The organism is Emcibacter nanhaiensis, from assembly GCF_006385175.1.
Classification (GTDB): domain Bacteria; phylum Pseudomonadota; class Alphaproteobacteria; order Sphingomonadales; family Emcibacteraceae; genus Emcibacter; species Emcibacter nanhaiensis.
Genome location: NZ_VFIY01000018.1, coordinates 751075 through 770291, shown reverse-complemented (window position 1 = coordinate 770291; position 19217 = coordinate 751075). Strand labels below are relative to the sequence as shown.

The window sequence follows — 19217 nt, the reverse complement described above, 5'->3', positions numbered from 1 at the left end:
ATTGATGTAGCTTGCGAGACTATACCACATCCGAGGAGGTGTGCTTGAAATCTAAACCTGACTTCTATTAATGTGGACCAATCGGCAGCTGATAGGTATCCAGATTGCTAGGTCGACATTTGTAGAGAAAACGCGTTTATCAATAAGATAGACCGTTTTTCAGTTATTCATCGGGGCATTGGTTTTGCGTCGATTTTTCGAACCTGTTGTTTGCTGAATTCAACTCAAAATAGAGTTGGGTTTGTCTACTTTTTTGAGACAAGTCCAATGTGTGTCGGCCAATAATATCAGATGTCGGAGTTGGTTGCTCAATAGCCGTATCCTGTTGGAAAATTGTCATCTGCCCGGCGAGATCAGAAGCCTGATCCGCGAACTTATCACCCAACATAATATAAGGATGTATCACGAAAATTTGAACAATCAGACGCCGGAAGATGTCTGGCTGGGACGTGGGACCGAAATCCTGGAAATGCGAGAAGAAATTAAACAGAAAATACGGGTCATGCGCAAAAACGTGCATCGCAAAGCCTAAGCCGGTAAAATTCAACAAAGGACCGAAACGTCACCTTGAGACAGACCAAAAAAAGTCTACCTTTCTTTGAAGACGGGCAGCTGGCAAAATGAAAGGCGCCTTTTGTTGGTTGGATAGCGGGATCCAACACCAACATATATATGTGGACGCTTTTCAGTTAGCAACTTATAAAGTACTTCCCCCATAAAGAAGGCGTTCCCTGAGGGATTCAGCTCATTTTCTAGGCAGCTGCGGCAGTTATTCAAAGAGTGGGATAAAAATTCAAAATTGTAGCATTCATAAGCCCTCGGGTTACATTAAAAGCTGCTCATAAAACCCCCTGAAAAGCGGCACTAACAGGATCAGTCCGACGGCTCCAACCACAGGCAACATGAAGGACAAGCTGAAGCGCGTTCTCCCGGACGCTCAATCTGCGCCAGCAAACCAGCCACATCACATGCGGGCCCCACTGCAGCAAACACAAGCAGGCCGGTTGCCTCCGTTTCTGACAAAAGCATCCAGAGTAGTCACGTAGGAATAGTCAATAGCAAAGTCGCCTTGTATCATCCTTGGAAAGAAGCGATTTTAGAGCTTCGGGTCTGCGTGTTCAGCCAGTTATTTGAAAAACTGGAAATGATACACCCAAAGATCAGAGCCATCAAAAAAGACAGGAACGGTCTAAACCTCTATGAAAACGGACACACCACATAGGATCACTAAAATTTCCTGTGTCATTATAGCAGGCAAACGATGTTAGAGCCTGGACACAACTGTTTCCTATACATTGAAAGTCATTCTGATAGGACGGGTTATCAGGTTTTCAACACATGACGAGATTTATTCGACCAAGCGAAAGTCGAGATCCTGAAAATCGAAGCTGAAATCAGTGAGCGGCGAGACGGCTTTCATGACAAATCCACTGAGCGTGCGATTAAAGCTCCTCTCAAACTTCACATAAGCATCCGCCTCCAGTTCACGTTCATCCCAATAGACAATGAACAAGTCTTCTTTGTAGGGCAACATCCTACCCCTCAGCCGTTCTGATTTCTCAGACGCGAAATATAGCCCACCGTTCTTTTCACTTATTGTCACTTTGCCGAACCAAGGATCTCGATAAGTTCCGATGTAATAATCCAATAGCTGCTCCGGAGAGTAAGCCGAGTCCTCAAGAACGGGAACCAACTTTGCGGCCTCAGCAACTTGCTCTTTTCGTTTTGCCTCATAATAGGTAATCCAGTCGGTGGATCTCTCAGAGGTATATGCTTCCAGCAGAGTGTTGGCAACAGCACTCAGAAAGGCACCGGAATGTTGGTTCGTGAACATTACAAAACCCAAGTCAATATCCGGGATCATATTGACATAAGAAACCATGCCCTGAAGGCCGCCCGTATGGGCTACCCACTTATGTCCATTGATGTCCTGTACACGAAACCCAAGTCCGTAAGCCTTGAAGTTGGACTGGAACTTTTCCCGGAACTCCTTTGGCACCGACATAGGAGTGTGGGGTGCAATCATGATCTCATGCTGCTCTTGGCTGAGTAGAGTTGTACCGTTAGGCAATTTTCCGTTATGCAAATGCATATTTACCCATTTCAGCATGCTCTTGGTGCTGCACAGGATGCCGCCTGCCGCTGCAGAAACGGCTTTCTCATAGGGCTTCTCTATTCTTTTGGTCCGGACCAATTTCCTCTCCGAGAGAACATGTGGTTCCGCAATATTTTTGTATCCCTTGAGCCGAACTCGGTCCGCTGCACAATTCTTCATGTCAAGAGGCTTCAGGATACGGGTTTCAACGAATCTCTCGTATGGAACGCCAGATATGGCTTCGACCACTTCGCCAGCCAAGATATACATCAGATTGTCATAAGCATATTCAGACCGAAAGCTGGAAATGGGTTTCAGATACCGCAGCCCATGGACTATCTCTTTCCTGCTGAAACCTGAAGACGGCCAGAACATCAGGTCGCCGGCTCCGAGTCCTAGCCCGCTGTTGTGCACAAGCAGATCCCGTATCTTGAACTCCCTGGTGACCCAAGGATCATACATTTGAAATGTAGGGATATAGTCCGTGACTTTATCGTCCCAGTTGAGTTTTTTCTCGTCCACCAGTATGGCAAGGGATGCAGCCGTAAACGCTTTGCTATTCGAGGCTATCGCAAAGAGGGTTTCATCGTCCACTCTCGCCTTCTTCCCAACCTCCAGAACTCCATATCCTTTAGATATGATAATTTTACCGTCCTTGATCAGGCCGAAGGATACACCAGGTACCTGGAATTTTTCCATGGCCAGTTCTATTAGCGCATCCACCTCCGCAGGCGTCATACCCCTTTCTTCAGAATGAACCGTACCGACGGCCAGTAAAGTGACGCTATAAAACAAGCAAAGCAGAAGTCTTTTCTGCATATTTTTGACGCTGATCATTTCCTTCTCCTCCCCTATGAACCGAACAAGACTGCAAGCGATAGCCCGATAAAATTGGCTACGGCGTAACCAAAAACCCCTAACAGGACGCCGGGACCAACTAGATCCACCCTACCTTTGCCGGCCGCCAAAGCCGCGGCACTCGCTGGACCGGAGGCACAAGCATTGGAGGCGATCACCACCTCCATCAACGGCAAGCCAAAAGAACGGCTACCAACAAAAATCACGACCGCATGGAAGGCGACAATCACGCTAGCATAAAGGGCGACGACAACAGCTTTGTCGAGAAGTGCCGCGATATCTGCGCTGAGGCCTATTGTTGCAAAAAAGATATACATGAACAGCAGGCCAACCTCGTAATCGCCCTTGAGATGTGTAAGCCGGTGCGGAAATAGATTGGCCACCAGAAGCGTGAGACCGGTGACAAACATTATACTGTAGCCGGAAAGGCCGACTAGGCCTGCCAGGAATTCCCCCGTCGCACAGATGACAAAAGCGAGACCGAGGGCGAGACCTATATGGCTGAGATCAATTTCGGGAAGCTTCGGCTTCTCTGCTGCCCCTCCGCCGTCGGTCGTCGCAATTTCCTCAACCGCTTCCTCCCGGAAAAAACGGCGCATAAACAGCAGAGACGGCATTAGTGCTAGCAGAGAAAGATAAATCACCCCGATCACATTGTCCGCTGCTATGCTTGCCGCTGCCAGGTCGGGGGTCAGGTTCACGGCTTGGGTCACCGCCGCCATATTCATCGAGCCACCAATATAAGTAGCGCTAAATACTCCCGCGAGTTTTGCGGCTTCCTCCCCCAGCGGTAACAAAAAGAAACCGAACACGACCCCTATGGTGGTCCCGATGGTCCCGAGGATAAAGGCCCCCAGCATACCCTGTGTTTCAGCAAGGATCCGGCGCAGGTCAGCCTTGAGCAGTAGCAGCGGAATGGAAAGCGGCACCAGATAACCCCAGACCACGCCGTAAACTTCCGCCGCCCTCGGCATCACACCAAGGTTGGAGAGCGCCATAGACAGGGTAAGGATGCCCGCCGCGCCGGAAACATTGCGACCGATGCGCGTTGTGTCAACCCATAGGCCGAAGGCAGCGGAAAGGCAAAGCCCCCCAAGAAGAAGAAGGTTAGAAACAGGAGATATAAGGCTTTGATCAAACATATTAAATCTCACAAAGAAAGACTAACTAGAACGCCGCCGGAGTTTTTGCCGAACCAATTGAAACCAATAAAGATTCCGGTAGAAATAGAGCCAGACCGGAATATTCTGGTACTCAGATCGACGAAAATATGTTTCTCCATATTTCTATTCTTTGATTCCACTATTGTTTCTTTTTTCCTGTGGCTTGATGTTTTGTAAATTTATTACCCCCATAGCGCTGCATCGGGAATGTCTACGACTCCTCCATCCCCGTAATTCAATGCGTTTTCTACGTCATGCTTCAGAAACAACGGCCCATCAATGTCGACAAAACGGCAAAACTGGCCGATCACATAGGAGGGCGCCATGGAAAGGGAGGTCCCGACCATATTGCCGATCATCAGCCCTTTACCGTCCTGCTGCGCGCGGCGGACAATCTCCAGACCTTCGGTCAGACCGCCGCATTTATCCAGTTTGATGTTTATGGCATCATAGCGCCGTTTGGCCGTTTCATATTCCTCGAGACTGAGGCAGGATTCATCAGCGCCGAGCGGCACCACGGATGTGAACCCTTCAAGTTCCGCATCTCCGCCCCGCTTCAGGGGCTGCTCAATCATATCAACCCCGAGCCTCTCCGCCTGCGGGATATATTCTTTAAGTTCGTCAAAGGTCCAGCCCTGGTTGACGTCGATGATCAGGGCGGCGTCCGGACGCGCGGCCCGGATCGCCTCAAGCTTCCCGATCGGGTCGTCACCGCTCAGTTTAATTTTGAGATGAGGATAAGCCGCAAGATTTTTTGCGGCTTCCGCCATTTTCCCCGGCGTATCGATGCCGATCGTGCACACAGTAGTCAGTGCCTTCGGCGTCATGCCGAGCAGCTGCCAGATGCTCTTGCCGCTTTTCTTGGCGTCAAGGTCCCAGAGCGCGCAGTCCAGGGCATTCCTCGCCCCACCGGGCGGCAGCAGCTCCTGCAGTTCGGCCCTGGTGAGGCCTGCCTCGATACGGCCCGCAATCGCTTCCAACTGGCTGACGATGCCGTCCGTCAAATCATTGGTGTAATAGACGCCCATCCCTTCGCCCCAGGCGGTCACCCCGTTGTCTTCAAGAGTGACCCGCACGGTATCAGCGGCGGTAAAAACATACCCTGTAATGACAAGCGGCATTTTGAGGGGAAAGGAGATTTTTTCAATATTCAATTTCATAACTGCTCTCTTTTACCGGCACGGTGCGGCAGGAAATTCGGATATTAGTTTTTCAATAATGGGATCAATGCTTTCTTTCAGGGGGTCGACACAGGGAAGTCCAACGCGCCCCGCGATATCTTCCGTCGCCTTCTGACGGGCACTATCGGAAAGCCTGGAAGTGTTGAGGCTGATCCCGACACATCGGATTTCAGGATTGGTCAGGGAGCCAATGACTACGGTTTGCTCAATCACCTGCTCAATGGTGGGCAGCCTGAAATCGTCCCATCCGGAGATAAAGTCACGGGAAGGATCATGACAAACAACAAAAGCATCCGGCTGGGACCCGATAAGCAGTCCGTGACTGACCGCCGCGTAGCCGGGGTGGAATATCCCGCCCTGACCCTCAACAATGTCCCAGTGATTCGGTTCATTGTCAGGCGACAGTAATTCCGCTGCTCCGGTTATGAAGTCAGAAATGACTGCATCGATCGGAATTCCCTGCCCGGCAATCATGATGCCGGTCTGACCACTGGCGCGAAAATCCGCATTTAGGCCCTTTTTCTTCATCTCCCGCTCAAGGACAAGAGCGGTGTATTTTTTACCAATGGCACAGTCAGTACCTACCGTTAGCAGGCGCCTACCACTTCTCTTCCGGCCGCTGGCGACCGGAAGAGACGCCGGAGGAGTCCGGATATCAACAAGGCGGGCACCGGATTTTTCAGCCGCTTCACAAAGGAAAGGCAGTTCGGAAAGTTTGGTATGAACCCCGGCCACGATGTCCATTCCCTGCTGGACCGCATCGAGAAGTGTTTCATGCCACTCTGCAGGTATCCCTCCGCCAATCCCTGCTGTGCCGATCACCAGAGACTTAACCCCCTGTCCGACAGCTTCGGCCGCAGTCAGGTCGGGCAAACCCAGATCCACCGCATCCTGACTCAATCGAAGCTGCCCCCTGCATAGCTCACGCCGCCATTCTAAAAGGCCACGACCTGTCTTCACCATGGCAGATCGGGTTTCCGCCCCTAGAAATACAAGAAAAGGCGGTGTAATCCCTATTCTGTTTAATTTCTGCATTATTTTCACAAATTGCTCTCGTTCTGGATAGACAACCTCGACCCTCGAAGAAAACCGGCTCCTCAAGGAAAACAAAGCCACGACTTCTCAAACTGTAAAATTAAAAGCGGCTTGAAATCGGCTTCTATATTTACATCCGATGTCTGGGGACGCTCAAAGACGCCGCTGAAAATCACAGATACACAGACAATCTGCATCCCTCCTTGTTTACGTATAGTTCGCCAATAGTGCTGCTTTAATATAAAATATAGCTCAATAAAGCAGCACAAGAGTAGATCTTTTTTGTTATTTGTAAACAATATTTGTGATTATGACTGAGTTAACATCCACCTTCAGCCATTGTAAAGCTTGATAAATCCCGGTTCGGACGTTATTATTTCTTGGAAAATCGGCGGGGAAAGAAATCAATGACCGAATTCTACAGAAACGGGGACAGATGGGACGACACACAGGAGGCCTATCATCAGATCATGGACGCCATCGTCACTCAGAAGCTAACACCCAGCCAAAAAGTGTCTGAAAATATCTTTGCAGATATGTTCGGCATAAGCCGTTCCATCTCCCGCAATCTGATTGAACGATTGATAGCGAAGCAATTTCTTATTTCTGTTTCCCCCAGGGTGACTCAGGTCGCGCCGCTGACCCTTCTGGAAATCAAACAAAATTTCATGCTACGCAAGATACTTCTACCCGAGGCCTTTTCTCTGGCAGCGCCGAAGGTCGACTTCAATGCTCTTTCCCGACTCGCTGAAGAAATCGAAAACATGCTTCCCATCGAAGATGATGAAACCGCTCTAAAGGTTCTAAAAACCAACAAATGCCTTAACTTGCTCGCAGTGGAAAAGACGAGCTATCCCTTAGTCATCGACTGGATAGAACAACTTGAAGATACAGCCATGCGTATTTATTGGCTTTACACCAAGATCAACAAGTCCTTTTTCTATTCCCGCGAACAGATGGAAATGACCTTTTCAGTCATGAAAAATGACGAACCGGGGCGTACCCGCAAAGTACTGCACGACATCCTCACCCAGACGGAGGACCGTATCCTGAACAGTATCTTCTCCCAGGAACAATTCAATACACAGGATCTTAAAGTCTGACCCACATGGAAAGATTCAAATTCCGAGTTAAGCAAAGCAGAACCATCAGGAAAATAAAGCCCGAACAATGAAAACGCCAAGATCTTCGGCATGGTAAAAGCTTCTATCGACATCGTATAGTTTGATATTCTCCCTGACGCTTGAAAGGCCGAGACCCTGGCCATCGTCGGATCCACCACGGTGAATGCCGCACTTTTCTAGTTTCTCAAATATCCTAGAAGATTTTGCCAGACCGCCGTAGCTAATCTTGATAGCCGCTATAGATAGCAATCCAGATCAAGAACTCACCCCGCCCCCATAAGAAACCGCAGAGGGTGCCCGTCGATCTCTTTCGCTTGAACCACCTGCTATTTTGCAGCAAGAATTTAGCCTTTGAAATTACGGACCGGTCTACCCGGTAATACGGTGGTATCAATCTTGCCTTAATCTACAAACACCACCCGTTGACATAGACCTACTCGAAGCCAGAGAAAGGCTGGGCCGGGTCACTATAAGTTGCATTATCAGTGATCGTTTCAGGATCGAAAATCACTACGTCCGCATCGGTGTCGGACTGCAGACGGCTTTTTTTCCTCAACTGGGGAATTTTGTCCTCCAGTATACGCGCCGGGCCGTAGCTCGCGCGCTCAATGACTTCAAGCAATGCCACGGCCTTTTTCTCCTGCAGATATTCGCACAGGAATTTTGAAAAAGTGCCGGCACTTCGCGGTTGGCTCCAGGCTTTCTCCGGAAGCGGCCAAGTATCTTGGGGAAGTTCCGTGCCGTCCAGCATCCAGTGCCACCGTCGAAAGCGATCACCCCGCCAGGGAACACAATAGATTTGTCAAGAAACAGGAGTAGTGTGTATGCACGTGTATATATTGCACAAGAGCAGGGAGCCAAATCTCAGCAGATATTTCCCTATGTCTTTAGTCTTCTTGCTGCTCCATAGAGTGAAGTAAGGTATGAAGTAGTTGGCTGTTTTGAGTATTGTAATATCAGTCCAGAGCAATTTATTATCTTACGCACATAAACTTAGGGATAAATCCAAAGATGTGAGATGGCGGGTATATTTGTGGCTGACTAGATTGTCTGGAAAGGATATTAATAGGTTCTATAAATACTTTTCGGATGATTGACGGATGGCGCCAGAAGGTCTCAAGAGTGGACTTATGCTTTTACATGAGCAATCAAAAAAACGTGGGCTTGATGGTAGAGGTGTAGATATGGCAACGTCTGGTACTGAGCTTGAAAAGTATTTTGTACTAGAAGTGGCGGATAGGGAGTTTGATCAGGAGGGTGTCGTAGATTTAGCACGTCAAACTAATATACCGGATTTGATTGAATATTACTGTTAATGGCTTTTGTGAATATGGGGAAAACCTGTAACGGTAACTGAATATAACTTTTTTCTCTTTTAGTGAGGAAAGGTCATGACAATTACCGTACAAATTTTGACCTTGATTTAAACCGTAGTCGTTAAATTCAAGCTGCCAATAATTGGTGACTGTACCCGTAGTTGCAGGCCCCCGCAACCAATTTAAACTCCCTGAGTCATAATTACTGTGCAAGGTGACTGGAAAACCAGGGACACTTCAGGTAAAGGGAACGGGTGTCCCCTTTACAGGAAAGAACAGGCAAATGGAAATCACGGTAAATTTTCTGGACAACCTGCGGCTTGAGGCCAAGTTTGATGATTTCACGATCACGACCGATCAGCCTGTCCGCTATAAGGGCGATGGCACCGCGCCAAGCCCGTTTGATTATTTCCTGGCCTCCTCTGCCCTGTGCGCGGCCTATTTCATCAAGGTCTATTGCCTGTCGCGCGACATCCCGACAGAGGACATCCGGGTGTCGCAGAACAATATCATCGATCCGGAAAACCGGTATAACCAGACCTTCCAGATCCAGGTCGAATTGCCGACCGGTATCTCGGAGCGTGACCGGCTGGGGATTTTAAGGTCGGCGGATCGCTGTACGGTGAAAAGAGTGATCCAGCAGGGTCCGGATTTCAACATTGAACCTGTAGACAATCTGGACGACAAGCCGTTGCTGGAAGCTTACGGCGGCGACGGCGAGACGATGATCCTGGGCAAAGACCTGCCGCTGGAGCAGACCATTGCCAATATGACGTCGATCCTCGCCGATCTCGGCATCAAAATAGAAGTGGCGTCCTGGCGCAACATTGTGCCGAATGTCTGGTCGCTGCATATCCGCGACGCGGCGTCGCCCATGTGTTTTACCAACGGCAAAGGCGCGACCAAGGAAAGTGCGCTTTGCTCGGCGCTCGGCGAATATATCGAACGGATGAGCTGCAATTTCTTCTATAATGATCATTATTTCGGGGAAGAGATCGCCAACAGCGCATTTGTCCATTACCCCAATGAGAAATGGTTTAAGCCCGGCGCCGACGATGCCTTGCCGGAGGGGCTGCTGGATGAACACTGCCTTGAGCTCTATAATCCGGAGGGCGAGCTCAGGGCCTCCCACCTGATTGATACCAATTCCGGACGTCGAGAGCGCGGGATTTGCGCCTTGCCCTTCACCCGCCAGTCGGACCAGGAAACAGTCTATTTCCCGTCCAACCTGCTCGAAAACCTGTTTGTCAGCAACGGCATGAGTGCCGGCAACACGCTCAATGAAGCCAAGGTGCAATGCCTGTCGGAAATATTCGAGCGCGCCGTCAAACGGCACATCATCGAGGAAGAGATCATCCTGCCCGATGTGCCGAAAGAGGTTCTGGCAAGATACCCCGGCATTCTGGCCGGCATTGAGGAGCTGGAAAACAAGGGCTTCCCTGTTCTGGTCAAGGATGCGTCCCTGGGGGGCAGGTTCCCGGTCATGTGCGTGACCCTGATGAACCCGAAAACGGGCGGTGTATTCGCCTCCTTCGGGGCCCACCCGAGCTTTGAAGTGGCGCTGGAACGCTCCCTCACCGAACTCTTGCAGGGGCGGAGTTTTGAAGGCCTGAATGACGTGCCGCCGCCGACCTTTAACAGCCATGCGGTGAGCGAGCCCAATAATTTTGTCGAGCATTTCATTGATTCAACCGGCGTCATCTCCTGGAAGTTTTTCAGCGCGAAACATGACTATGACTTTTGCGACTGGGATTTCAGCGGCACCACTGAGCAGGAAAGCGAGCGCCTGATGGAGATCCTCGCGGGCCTCGGCAAAGAAGTCTATGTCGCGACTTACGCGGACTTTGGCGCACCGGCCTGCCGGATCCTGGTGCCCGGTTATTCGGAAGTTTATCCGGTTGAGGACCTGATCTGGGACAATACCAATAAAGCGCTGATGTTCCGGGAAGATATTCTCAACATCCATTCCCTGACGGACGGGGAGCTTGAAGAGTTGCTTGACCGTCTGGAAGAGTCGGAACTGGACCATTATACTCTGATATCAGACCTGATCGGCATCGTCTTTGATGAAAATACGGTATGGGGCCGGCTGGATATCGGTGAACTGAAAATCATGATTTACCTGGCCCTGCAACAGTATGAGGACGCGCGGGAACTCGTCAGCGATTTCCTGAACTATAATGATAATACCGTGGAGCGTGTTTTATTTTACCAGGCAATGGGCGCGGTGCTTGATATTACCATTGCTGATGAACTGGCTGTCGACGACTATGTGGCGAACCTCACCCGGATGTATGGCGCTGACGTCATGGACAGTGTGCTGGGAGCTGTGACGGGGGAGATCAGGTTCCCCGGCCTGACAAAAACGAGCCTGAAACTCGAAGGGCTGGACAAACATCTGAAATTGATTGAAAGCTATAAAAAACTGCACAGGGCGCGGGGATTGCAGCAATAGAGGAGAAACAGGAAATGAAAGTTTTCTTTTATGGCCTCTTTATGGACGAGAAATTGCTGATTGCGAAAGGCATAAGGCCTTCCGGGGCAAAGGTCGGCTATGTGGACGGGTTTGCCTTGCGCATCGGCGCGCGGGCGACATTGCTGCGCCAGCCGGGCGGCCGGGCCTACGGGGTGGTGATGGAGATCACGCCGGACGAAGCTACCCAACTCTACGCCGAGGACAGCGTTGCCGACTATATACCGGAGCCGGTGAAGGTTATCCTGATGGACGGCACTGAGGTGGAGGCCACCTGTTACAATCTGCCCCGCGATAAAGTCACCGGCGCCAACAGGGATTATGCAGCCGCGCTGTTGGAGGTCGCCACCAGGCTGGGTTTCCCGGAGTCTTACCTCGATCAGATCGGGCAGGCGAAGCGGGACTAGACCGGAAGGGACAGGCGGAAAGTGGTGCCGCCGGTTTCATTGGCAAAGAAATTTATGCTGCCGCGATGGGCAACCATGACCTGCCGGGCGAGACTGAGCCCGATTCCGGTGCCCTCCGGCCGGGTTGTATAGAAGGGCACGAAAATCTGCTGGGCGGACTGGGGATTGATGCCGGGACCATTGTCGGCAACTTCAATGATGATGGAGCCGGATTTATCGAGGCCGCCTTTTAGACGGACCAGCCGGGCCTGTTGTCCCCTGGTCGCCTCTGCGGCATTTTTCACCAGGTTGATGAGCGCCTGGTCCAGCAGTTGAGGATCCGCATAGACGGTCAGGCTGTCCGGGCTGACCTCCACCTCGACGCCAAGGCCTTCATTTTCCGCGGTCGAGGCGAAAAGTGTCCGGATGTTCTCCAGAACAGTCCTGAGCGGCAATTTCTCTGGCTGCGGCGGCGGCAGTTTTGTCATTTTGCGATAGCTGGACACAAAACCGCTCAGCCGGTCGCTGCGGCGGGAAATGGCGGCAATGCCGTCACAGGCGTCCTCCAGTAATTCGCGGAAGTCTTCCGAGAGCTCCTCGCTTTCTGCCTTGCGGCACAATTCCTCCATCACGCTGTTCATGGTGCCGGCCAGCGAGGCGACCGGTGTCAGGCTGTTCATCAGTTCGTGCGTCAGGACGTGGACAAGGTCCTGCCAGGCTTCCAGCTGGGTGGTGTCCAATTCGCTCTGGATGTTCTGCAGGGAGACCAGGAACTGCGTTTTTCCGCCGGTCACGATCTCCGTTGTGGACAGGAACAGTTTTACTTCGACGTCGTCAACAATAATGCGGATAATCCGTTTCTTTCCGGCCCGCAGCGAGGAGAGCTCTTTCGCCAGCCCCGGACCGAATGCCTTTAACTGAGTAATGTGCGAAATATGCCCAAGGCCGAACAGCCGCTTGGCCGCATTGTTGACCAGGGTGGCCTGGCCGTCTTTGCCGACCGACAGCAGGGCAACCGGAATGTGATCCACCAGGGCGTTGAGGTATCTTGTCTGCTGTTCCTTCTGCGATCGTGTCGCCTTGAATTTGTCGATTACCTCATCAAACGCATTGGCCAGTTCCCTCTGGGATCTGTTTTGCCCTTTTTTCGAAAACTTCTGCGAGAAGTCGGAATATTTCACCGCATCCAGGAATCTGGTCAGCTCCCGGTCTGTTGCCGACAGTTTTCGCATCAGGGCGACCAGTTGCGCCACGGCGAAAGCCGCCAGCAACAAGGCGAGGACGTAATAGCCGCCGTCCCGGAGGGCATAAAAAGCAAGCAGGCAGGTGACCAGGATGGCGAGCAGGCGCAGCAGGATGTTCAGTGCCGACAAGCTGTTGCTAAAGCCCATGCTTTTCCATCCTCCGGTACAGGGACGCGCGGGTAATGCCCAGTTCCTTTGCCGCGTGGGAAATATTCCCCTTGTGCAGTCTCAGGGCCCGCTCCAGGGTGGCTTTTTCCACTTCCTCGAGATTAAGGTTAGTGGGAAGTTCCTCCTGTACCGACTGCCTGGGGGCGGGAGCCGTTGCGGAAAGGGCAAAATCCCCGGGCCTGAATTCCTCTTCGGGGGCCAGGATCACGGCCCGTTCGATGGCGTGGCGCAGCTCGCGCACGTTGCCGGGCCAGTCATAGGCGCAGAGCGCATCCAGTGTTGCCCGGTCAAGCCGCCGTTTTCCCTTGCCGTATTTCTGTGAATAGATCCGGACAAAATGATCCACCAGCAGGGGGATGTCCTCGGTCCTGTTCCTGAGCGGCGGCACGTTGATCTCCACCGTATTCAGCCGATAGCGCAAATCCGGCCTGAATTTACTTTCCTGCGCCAGTTCGGAAGGCGGCATGTTTGTGGCGCTGATCAGCCGCACATCAATATCCACCGGCCGGTTGCTGCCGACCGGGGTGACCTGGCGGCGTTCGAGCACGGTGAGCAGCTTGGTTTGCAGGGCGAGGGACAGGTTGCCGATTTCATCGAGGAACAGGGTGCCGCCGTTTGCCGCCTGCATCCGGCCGATGCGGTCTTCGCGGGCATCGGTGAAGGCGCCCTTTTTGTGGCCGAACAGCTCGCTCTCGAACAGATTGTCGCTGATGGCGCCCAGGTCCACGGACAGGAAGACATTGCCCGAACGCAGGGAGTGGCGATGGATCTCCCGAGCCACAAGTTCCTTGCCGGATCCGTTTTCCCCCAGGATCATGATATTGGCGTCGGTCGGCGCGGCCCTGTGGATCATGTCCCGCAGCTGCTGCATGGCCGGAGACTCGCCGATCATGACCTCATCGGCATGAATGCTCTTTTCCAGCTCCTTTGCCCGGCCGCGGTAGGCGTCTGCTTCGCTTCGGGACCGTGACAGGCTGACGGCCGTTTTCAGGGTTGAGACCAGCTTTTCATTCTGCCAGGGCTTCATGATGAAATCGGTAGCACCCCGCTTCATCGCTTCCACGGCAAGTTCGATGCCGCCATGGGCGGTAATGACAATGACGACAAGATGCGGATCCAGGGACAGGATTTCATCAATCCAGCGCAGTCCTTCCTCGCCACGATTGTCACCCAGGGAAAAATTCATATCCAGCAGAACCGCGTCAAAGCTATTCTGGCTCAACATGTCAGGTATGGCATCCGGACGATTTGCGGTCGCGATGACCGCGAAAGATCTTTTCAGGAGAAGTCGGGCCGCGGTCAGGACATCCTGATCGTCATCTACTACCAGTATCCGGCCTTCCTTTTCGGACATTCCGGAATTTCCCCTCGACATTAGTGTTTGGCCAACTGTCCGAAACCGTACATCTGGTGTCCGGATTTGTACAGATATTTTCCCTTCCTCTCCAGGGGAAATTCATAACCTGTTGATTTTTAATAATAAAAAGTTTGGCATGCTTGTTGCTTATTACAACAGGGAAATTGAATGTGGGATATTTAAGATGGAACAACCGGACCAAAAGAAAACACAAAAAGTCGTCGACCTGTCGGACGCGGGCCCGTCTGCCACCCGGACCAAGGGGGGAACAGGAGGACAGAAGTCGGGCAGCGGGATGGATCGACGGATCGAGCGCAAAAAGACGCCGTTTACCCGTCGCAACCTATCTATTGCCGCTTTCGTCCTCCTTTGTGCGCTGGCATTTTACTTTCTTTACTCTTCGAGTGGACGCAGCTACCGGATTGACGGCAGCCGGGTCGCGGTCGCCGAAGTGGTGCGGGGAAATTTTGAAGACTTCATTCCCGTCCGCAGCCGGGTTATCCCGGCCCGGACTGTCTTCCTGGACTCCATCGAAGGGGGCCGGGTGGAAAAGATATTTGTGGAAGACGGCGCCCGGGTGGAACAGGAGCAGCCGCTGGTGGAACTCTCCAATACCGCCCTGCAGCTGGATGTGATTTCCCGCGAAGCGGAGGTTACCGAACAGCTCAATAATCTCCGCACCATTGAATTGTCGCTGGAACAAAACCGTCTCGAGCATAAACGGAACCTGGTGGAAATTGATTACCAGATTACCCGGCTGACCCGGCAACTGGACCGCCGGCAGGAACTGGTCAAAAAAGGCAATGTGTCCCAAGCCGAATATGAAAATACCCAGGACGAACTGGAGTATTATCAAAAGCGCCGGCAAGTCACGCTGGAAAGCCAGGCCTCCGATGAACGGTTGCAGAAGCAACAGATGAAACAGCTCACCGCGTCCACCGAACAGCTGGAAAAGAACCTGGTGATTGCCCGCAAGAATCTGGAGAACCTGCTGGTGCGGGCGCCGGTTGCGGGCAAGCTTACCGCTCTGAATGCGGAAATCGGCCAGAGTGTCGCCCGCGGCGAGCGTCTCGGCCAGATTGACGATCCTGAACATTTCAAACTGAATACCCAGATTGATGAATTTTATCTGGGCCGGGTGGATATCGGCCAGCGCGCCCTTATCGAGGTCGGCGGCCGGGAATACAGCCTGACGATCCAGAAAGTCTATCCCCGGGTGCGCAACGGCCAGTTCGAGGTCGATATGATCTTTGCCGGTGACCGGCCGCAGAATATCCGTCGCGGCCAGACCATCCAAACCAAACTTTACCTGGGCGACACCGACAAGGCTGTCGTTATTCCCAACGGCAGCTTTTATTCCGACACCGGCGGCGCCTGGATTTTCGTGGTCAACCCGGCCGGTGATGTCGCGGTCCGCCGCGACGTGCGGCTGGGCCGGCGCAACACCCGGGTGATTGAGGTTCTGGACGGGCTCGAACCCGGCGAGAAAGTCATCACCTCTCCCTACACCAATTTTCTGGAAATGGACCGCCTCGATCTGGACGGCTCTACAGAAAACTGAACGCAGACATAAAACAAGGAAACAGAAGATGCTGAAAATACACAATCTCTCCAAAGTTTATCGCACCGAAGACGTGGAAACCGTTGCCCTGGATAATATCAATATTGAGATCGAGACAGGCGAATTTGTCGCCATCATGGGGCCGTCGGGCTGCGGCAAGTCAACGCTGCTCAACATCATCGGCATGCTCGATGGCGCAAGCTCCGGAAGCTACCGTTTTCTCGGCGAAGACGTGGTTGGGGCCTCCGAGAACCAGCTGGCTGCCGTGCGCAAGAAAAACATCGGCTTCATCTTCCAGTCCTTCAACCTGATTGATGAACTGACGGTGTCGGAAAATGTGGAACTGGCCCTGCTTTACAACAATGTGCCGTCCAAGGAACGCAAGGAACGGGTTGCCGAAGTGTTGGATCGGGTCGGCATCGCCCACCGCGCCAAGCATCGCCCCAGCCAGTTGTCCGGCGGTCAGCAGCAAAGGGTCGCCGTGGCCCGCGCGCTGGTGACCCAGCCGGCCCTGATCCTGGCTGACGAGCCGACTGGAAACCTGGACAGCGCCCACGGCGAAGAAGTGATGGAGATGCTGAAACAGCTGAACGAGGAAGGCTCGACCATCATCATGGTGACCCACAGTCCGGCCCATGCCGACTATGCCCGCCGCACCGTCAACCTGTTTGACGGCCAGGTTGTCACTGAAATGTTCCGCGAAGCATCCTGAAGGTCTGGTCTCGCCTGATAGAGAGGAATTGTCATGCTCAAGAATTATATCATCATCGCCCTGCGCAACCTGATGCGCAACAAACTCTATAGCGCCATTAACATCGGCGGCCTTGCACTCGGCATGGCAATCTATCTGTTTGGCAGTGTGCTGGCGGATTACGAAAACAGCCACGACAAGTTTTTTGCCAACTCCGACAAGATTTTTGCTCTGGGCAGCGTCGTCTCGCCGACTGCAGACATCGGGGTGAGCCAGACCACAGGGATCTATTCTGCCATCGGCCCCCTTATCAAGGCGGAACTGACGGACGTCAAAGCAGTGGCCCGCACGTTGCGCCGGCAGTATCTTATGTCCATAGACCAGGACAGCTATTATCAGGTGGTCCGCTTCACGGATCCTGATTTTTTGAAAATCTTCACCCTTGATTATATCGCGGGAGACGAAACAGCGCTCGAGGACCCGAACGGCCTGTTGCTCACGGAGTCCATGGCCATGAAATATTTCGGTACGACAGATGTACTGAACCGGGTGATCAGTTTCGATCATAATGTTGACCTGCATGTGACCGCCGTGGTCAGGGACCTGCCCGCGAACAGTCACTTCAATGCTTCTTTAATGGACGATTCAAAGTTCGAGGTAATGGCGCCGATCAAAGCCCTCAACAAGCTTTCCGGATATGACCTCGAGGGGAACTGGAATAACCTTTCCGGCGGAGACGATACCTTTGTACTGCTGCCGCAAAACCTGTCCCGTGACTGGCTGGATGCCCAGGTTCAGGAGCTCTATCAGCGCCATGCCAGTGAGGACACAAAAAAATTCATCGTTAGCCTGGCTGTCCGGCCGCTTGCAAAAATGAATACGGTGATCTGGGACATGGTCGGCATGCCGGCGATCCAAGCCATCCAGCTGCTCGGCTTCATGGTTTTGATTGTTGCCTGTGTCAACTATACCAATCTGGCCACCGCCCAGTCCATGGGCCGCGTCCGGGAAGTGGGGCTCCGGAAAACCATGGGGGCCACCCTGCGACAGCTATTGGTGCAGTTCCTGGTGGAAAGCCTGACCATTGCCTCGCTGGCCATGCTGGTCGCCCTTGCTCTTCTGGAGATGGTAATTCCCCTGTTCAACGACAGCCTCGGCAAGGTGATGGGTCTTCATTATCTGTCCATCCTGCCCTGGTTGGTGCTGACCACGGTTCTGGTCGGCCTTCTGGCGGGCGCCTATCCTGCCTATGTGATCACCCGGACCAGTCCGGTCGATGCCCTGCGCAATACCATGGGCAAGGGGGCCAAAGGAACCTTTTTCCGCAGCTTGATGATCGGCACACAGTTTGCCATTTCCATCTTCATGCTGGCGCTGGTGGCTGTGATCTTCTTCCAGAACAAAAAGGTGGAGGAGGGCAGTCACATCTATCCCAAGGATCAGGTTTTGGCCCTGCAGCGCCTGCAGGTGGACGATATTCGCTCTCAGCTGGATACGCTGCGCACCGAACTCAATAAAATTCCCGGGGTGGAAGAGGTCGCGTTCTCCAACCAGGTGCCTTTTGAACAGAATAACTCCGGAAGCGAGTTTACACCGGTTCGTGGAGACGAGGCGACAAAGCTGGGCATGAATATCATCTCGATCACTCCGGAATTTTTTGACGTCTATGATATTCCCCTGCTCACCGGCCGCGCCCTGTCGCGCGAGGTCGCCAATGACACCTATGTTGAAGACACTGAAATGCTTAATGTGGTGGTTAATGAGTTGGCTCTGAAGAAACTGGGATTTTCATCAGCTCAGGATGCCATCGGAAAAAGCTTTTACCGCTATCGGGGTCCGGACAGCGACGGAATACCCTATGCCTGTGTGATTGTCGGCGTGGTGCCGGACCAGAATTTCCTCGGTCTGCATAATGCGATCAAACCGATTGTCTTCCGCCATGTGGAAGATGAGCTGAGAATTGGCTCTGTCCGCATGAAAGCTGGTAATATCCCGGCTACGCTGCGCGATATCGAAGCCGCCTGGAAGCGCGTCCTGCCTGACTATCCGATCCAGACCCAGTTCGTGGACGAGATTTTCCGGGATGTCTATTCCATCTATCAGGGGCTGAATGCCGCCCTGGCCGGCTTTGCCATCGTCGCATTGATGCTTGCCATGTTCGGCCTGTTCGGTCTGGCCGCCTTTATGGCTACACAGCGGACCAAGGAAATCGGTATCCGTAAGGTGCTGGGGGCAAGTATCCGCCAGATCGTCACCCTCCTGGTCTGGCAGTTCTCCAGGCCGGTGGTCTGGGCCTTGCTGGTGGCGTTGCCCCTGTCCTACTGGGCGTCGGGTTTTTATCTGAACTTCTTTGCCGACCGCATTGACCTGCCGGTGGGGATCATCCTGATGGCCGGGCTGGTCGCCGTGATCTTCTCCTGGGTTATTGTGTCGATCCATGCCATTCGGGTGGCAAGGGCAAACCCTGCCAAGGCTTTGCGCTACGAATAGTCCTGGAAAAAGGATCTGCAAAGGTCCGCCTGTAGATAAACGCCCCGTCCCCGGATGGGGCGTTTTGTTTAGCCG

At 52.8% G+C, this 19217-nt stretch carries 15 protein-coding genes; 7 read left to right on the top strand and 8 right to left on the bottom strand.

All coding sequences use genetic code 11. The annotated features are described in order from the left end of the window. Positions 1 to 163: 163 nt before the first annotated feature. From FIV46_RS18155 to FIV46_RS17735, 5 genes are all read right to left on the bottom strand, one after another. Positions 164 to 550: a hypothetical protein gene (locus FIV46_RS18155; RefSeq protein ID WP_181163299.1), complete on the bottom strand. Its 387-nt coding sequence runs from the start codon at positions 548 to 550 to the stop codon at positions 164 to 166. Between the two features lie 798 nt (positions 551 to 1348). Then, complete coding sequence (locus FIV46_RS17750; RefSeq protein WP_139942254.1) at positions 1349 to 2932, bottom strand: serine hydrolase; 1584 nt, start codon at positions 2930 to 2932, stop codon at positions 1349 to 1351. A gap of 14 nt (positions 2933 to 2946) precedes the next feature. Then, positions 2947 to 4095, bottom strand: a complete 1149-nt coding sequence (locus tag FIV46_RS17745) for a DUF819 family protein (protein ID WP_139942253.1) — start codon at positions 4093 to 4095, stop codon at positions 2947 to 2949. A 203-nt stretch (positions 4096 to 4298) separates the two neighbouring features. Beyond that, complete coding sequence (locus FIV46_RS17740) at positions 4299 to 5276, bottom strand: dipeptide epimerase (protein ID WP_139942252.1); 978 nt, start codon at positions 5274 to 5276, stop codon at positions 4299 to 4301. A gap of 12 nt (positions 5277 to 5288) precedes the next feature. Continuing rightward, entirely contained in the window at positions 5289 to 6260 is a 972-nt protein-coding gene (locus FIV46_RS17735; protein WP_219846186.1) for an N-acetyltransferase DgcN family protein, read from the bottom strand. Positions 6261 to 6739: 479 nt separating this feature from the next. Here FIV46_RS17735 and FIV46_RS17730 point away from each other — a divergent pair, with 479 nt between their 5' ends. After that, a complete protein-coding gene (locus tag FIV46_RS17730; protein ID WP_139942250.1) occupies positions 6740 to 7435 on the top strand; it encodes a GntR family transcriptional regulator in 696 nt (231 codons plus the stop codon). Between the two features lie 454 nt (positions 7436 to 7889). On the opposite strand, the gene FIV46_RS17725 is transcribed toward FIV46_RS17730, so the two are convergent. Beyond that, positions 7890 to 8207, bottom strand: a complete 318-nt coding sequence (locus FIV46_RS17725) for an amidohydrolase family protein (RefSeq protein ID WP_139942249.1) — start codon at positions 8205 to 8207, stop codon at positions 7890 to 7892. Positions 8208 to 8556: 349 nt separating this feature from the next. On the opposite strand from FIV46_RS17725, the gene FIV46_RS17720 reads away from it, so the two are divergent. The 3 genes from FIV46_RS17720 (at position 8557) to FIV46_RS17710 (ending at position 11652) form a co-directional block, all read left to right on the top strand. After that, the gene (locus FIV46_RS17720) at positions 8557 to 8772 is read left to right on the top strand and encodes a hypothetical protein (protein WP_139942248.1); all 216 of its coding nucleotides are present in this window, start codon (positions 8557 to 8559) and stop codon (positions 8770 to 8772) included. A 283-nt stretch (positions 8773 to 9055) separates the two neighbouring features. Then, on the top strand, positions 9056 to 11227 hold the full coding sequence (locus tag FIV46_RS17715) for an OsmC domain/YcaO domain-containing protein (RefSeq protein WP_139942247.1): 2172 nt from the start codon (positions 9056 to 9058) through the stop codon (positions 11225 to 11227). A gap of 14 nt (positions 11228 to 11241) precedes the next feature. Beyond that, entirely contained in the window at positions 11242 to 11652 is a 411-nt protein-coding gene (locus tag FIV46_RS17710) for a gamma-glutamylcyclotransferase family protein (protein ID WP_139942246.1), read from the top strand. On the opposite strand, the gene FIV46_RS17705 is transcribed toward FIV46_RS17710, so the two are convergent. Continuing rightward, positions 11649 to 13022, bottom strand: coding sequence for a sensor histidine kinase (locus tag FIV46_RS17705; RefSeq protein WP_139942245.1), 1374 nt, complete (start codon positions 13020 to 13022; stop codon positions 11649 to 11651). The genes FIV46_RS17710 and FIV46_RS17705 overlap by 4 nt on opposite strands. Then, a complete protein-coding gene (locus tag FIV46_RS17700; protein WP_139942244.1) occupies positions 13012 to 14397 on the bottom strand; it encodes a sigma-54-dependent transcriptional regulator in 1386 nt (461 codons plus the stop codon). Before FIV46_RS17700 ends, FIV46_RS17705 begins: the two co-directional genes overlap by 11 nt. Positions 14398 to 14584: 187 nt before the next feature. On the opposite strand from FIV46_RS17700, the gene FIV46_RS17695 reads away from it, so the two are divergent. Genes FIV46_RS17695 through FIV46_RS17685 form a run of 3 tightly spaced genes read left to right on the top strand, consistent with a single transcriptional unit; the run spans position 14585 to position 19142 of the window. After that, positions 14585 to 15961 carry an efflux RND transporter periplasmic adaptor subunit gene (locus tag FIV46_RS17695; RefSeq protein WP_139942243.1) on the top strand — a complete coding sequence of 459 codons (1377 nt, stop codon included), beginning with the start codon at positions 14585 to 14587 and terminating at the stop codon, positions 15959 to 15961. 28 nt (positions 15962 to 15989) lie between these two features. Next, entirely contained in the window at positions 15990 to 16673 is a 684-nt protein-coding gene (locus FIV46_RS17690; RefSeq protein WP_139942242.1) for an ABC transporter ATP-binding protein, read from the top strand. A 33-nt stretch (positions 16674 to 16706) separates the two neighbouring features. Continuing rightward, positions 16707 to 19142 (top strand): ABC transporter permease, encoded by a 2436-nt coding sequence (locus tag FIV46_RS17685; protein WP_139942241.1) that lies wholly within the window; start codon positions 16707 to 16709, stop codon positions 19140 to 19142. The last annotated feature ends 75 nt before the right edge of the window (positions 19143 to 19217 follow it).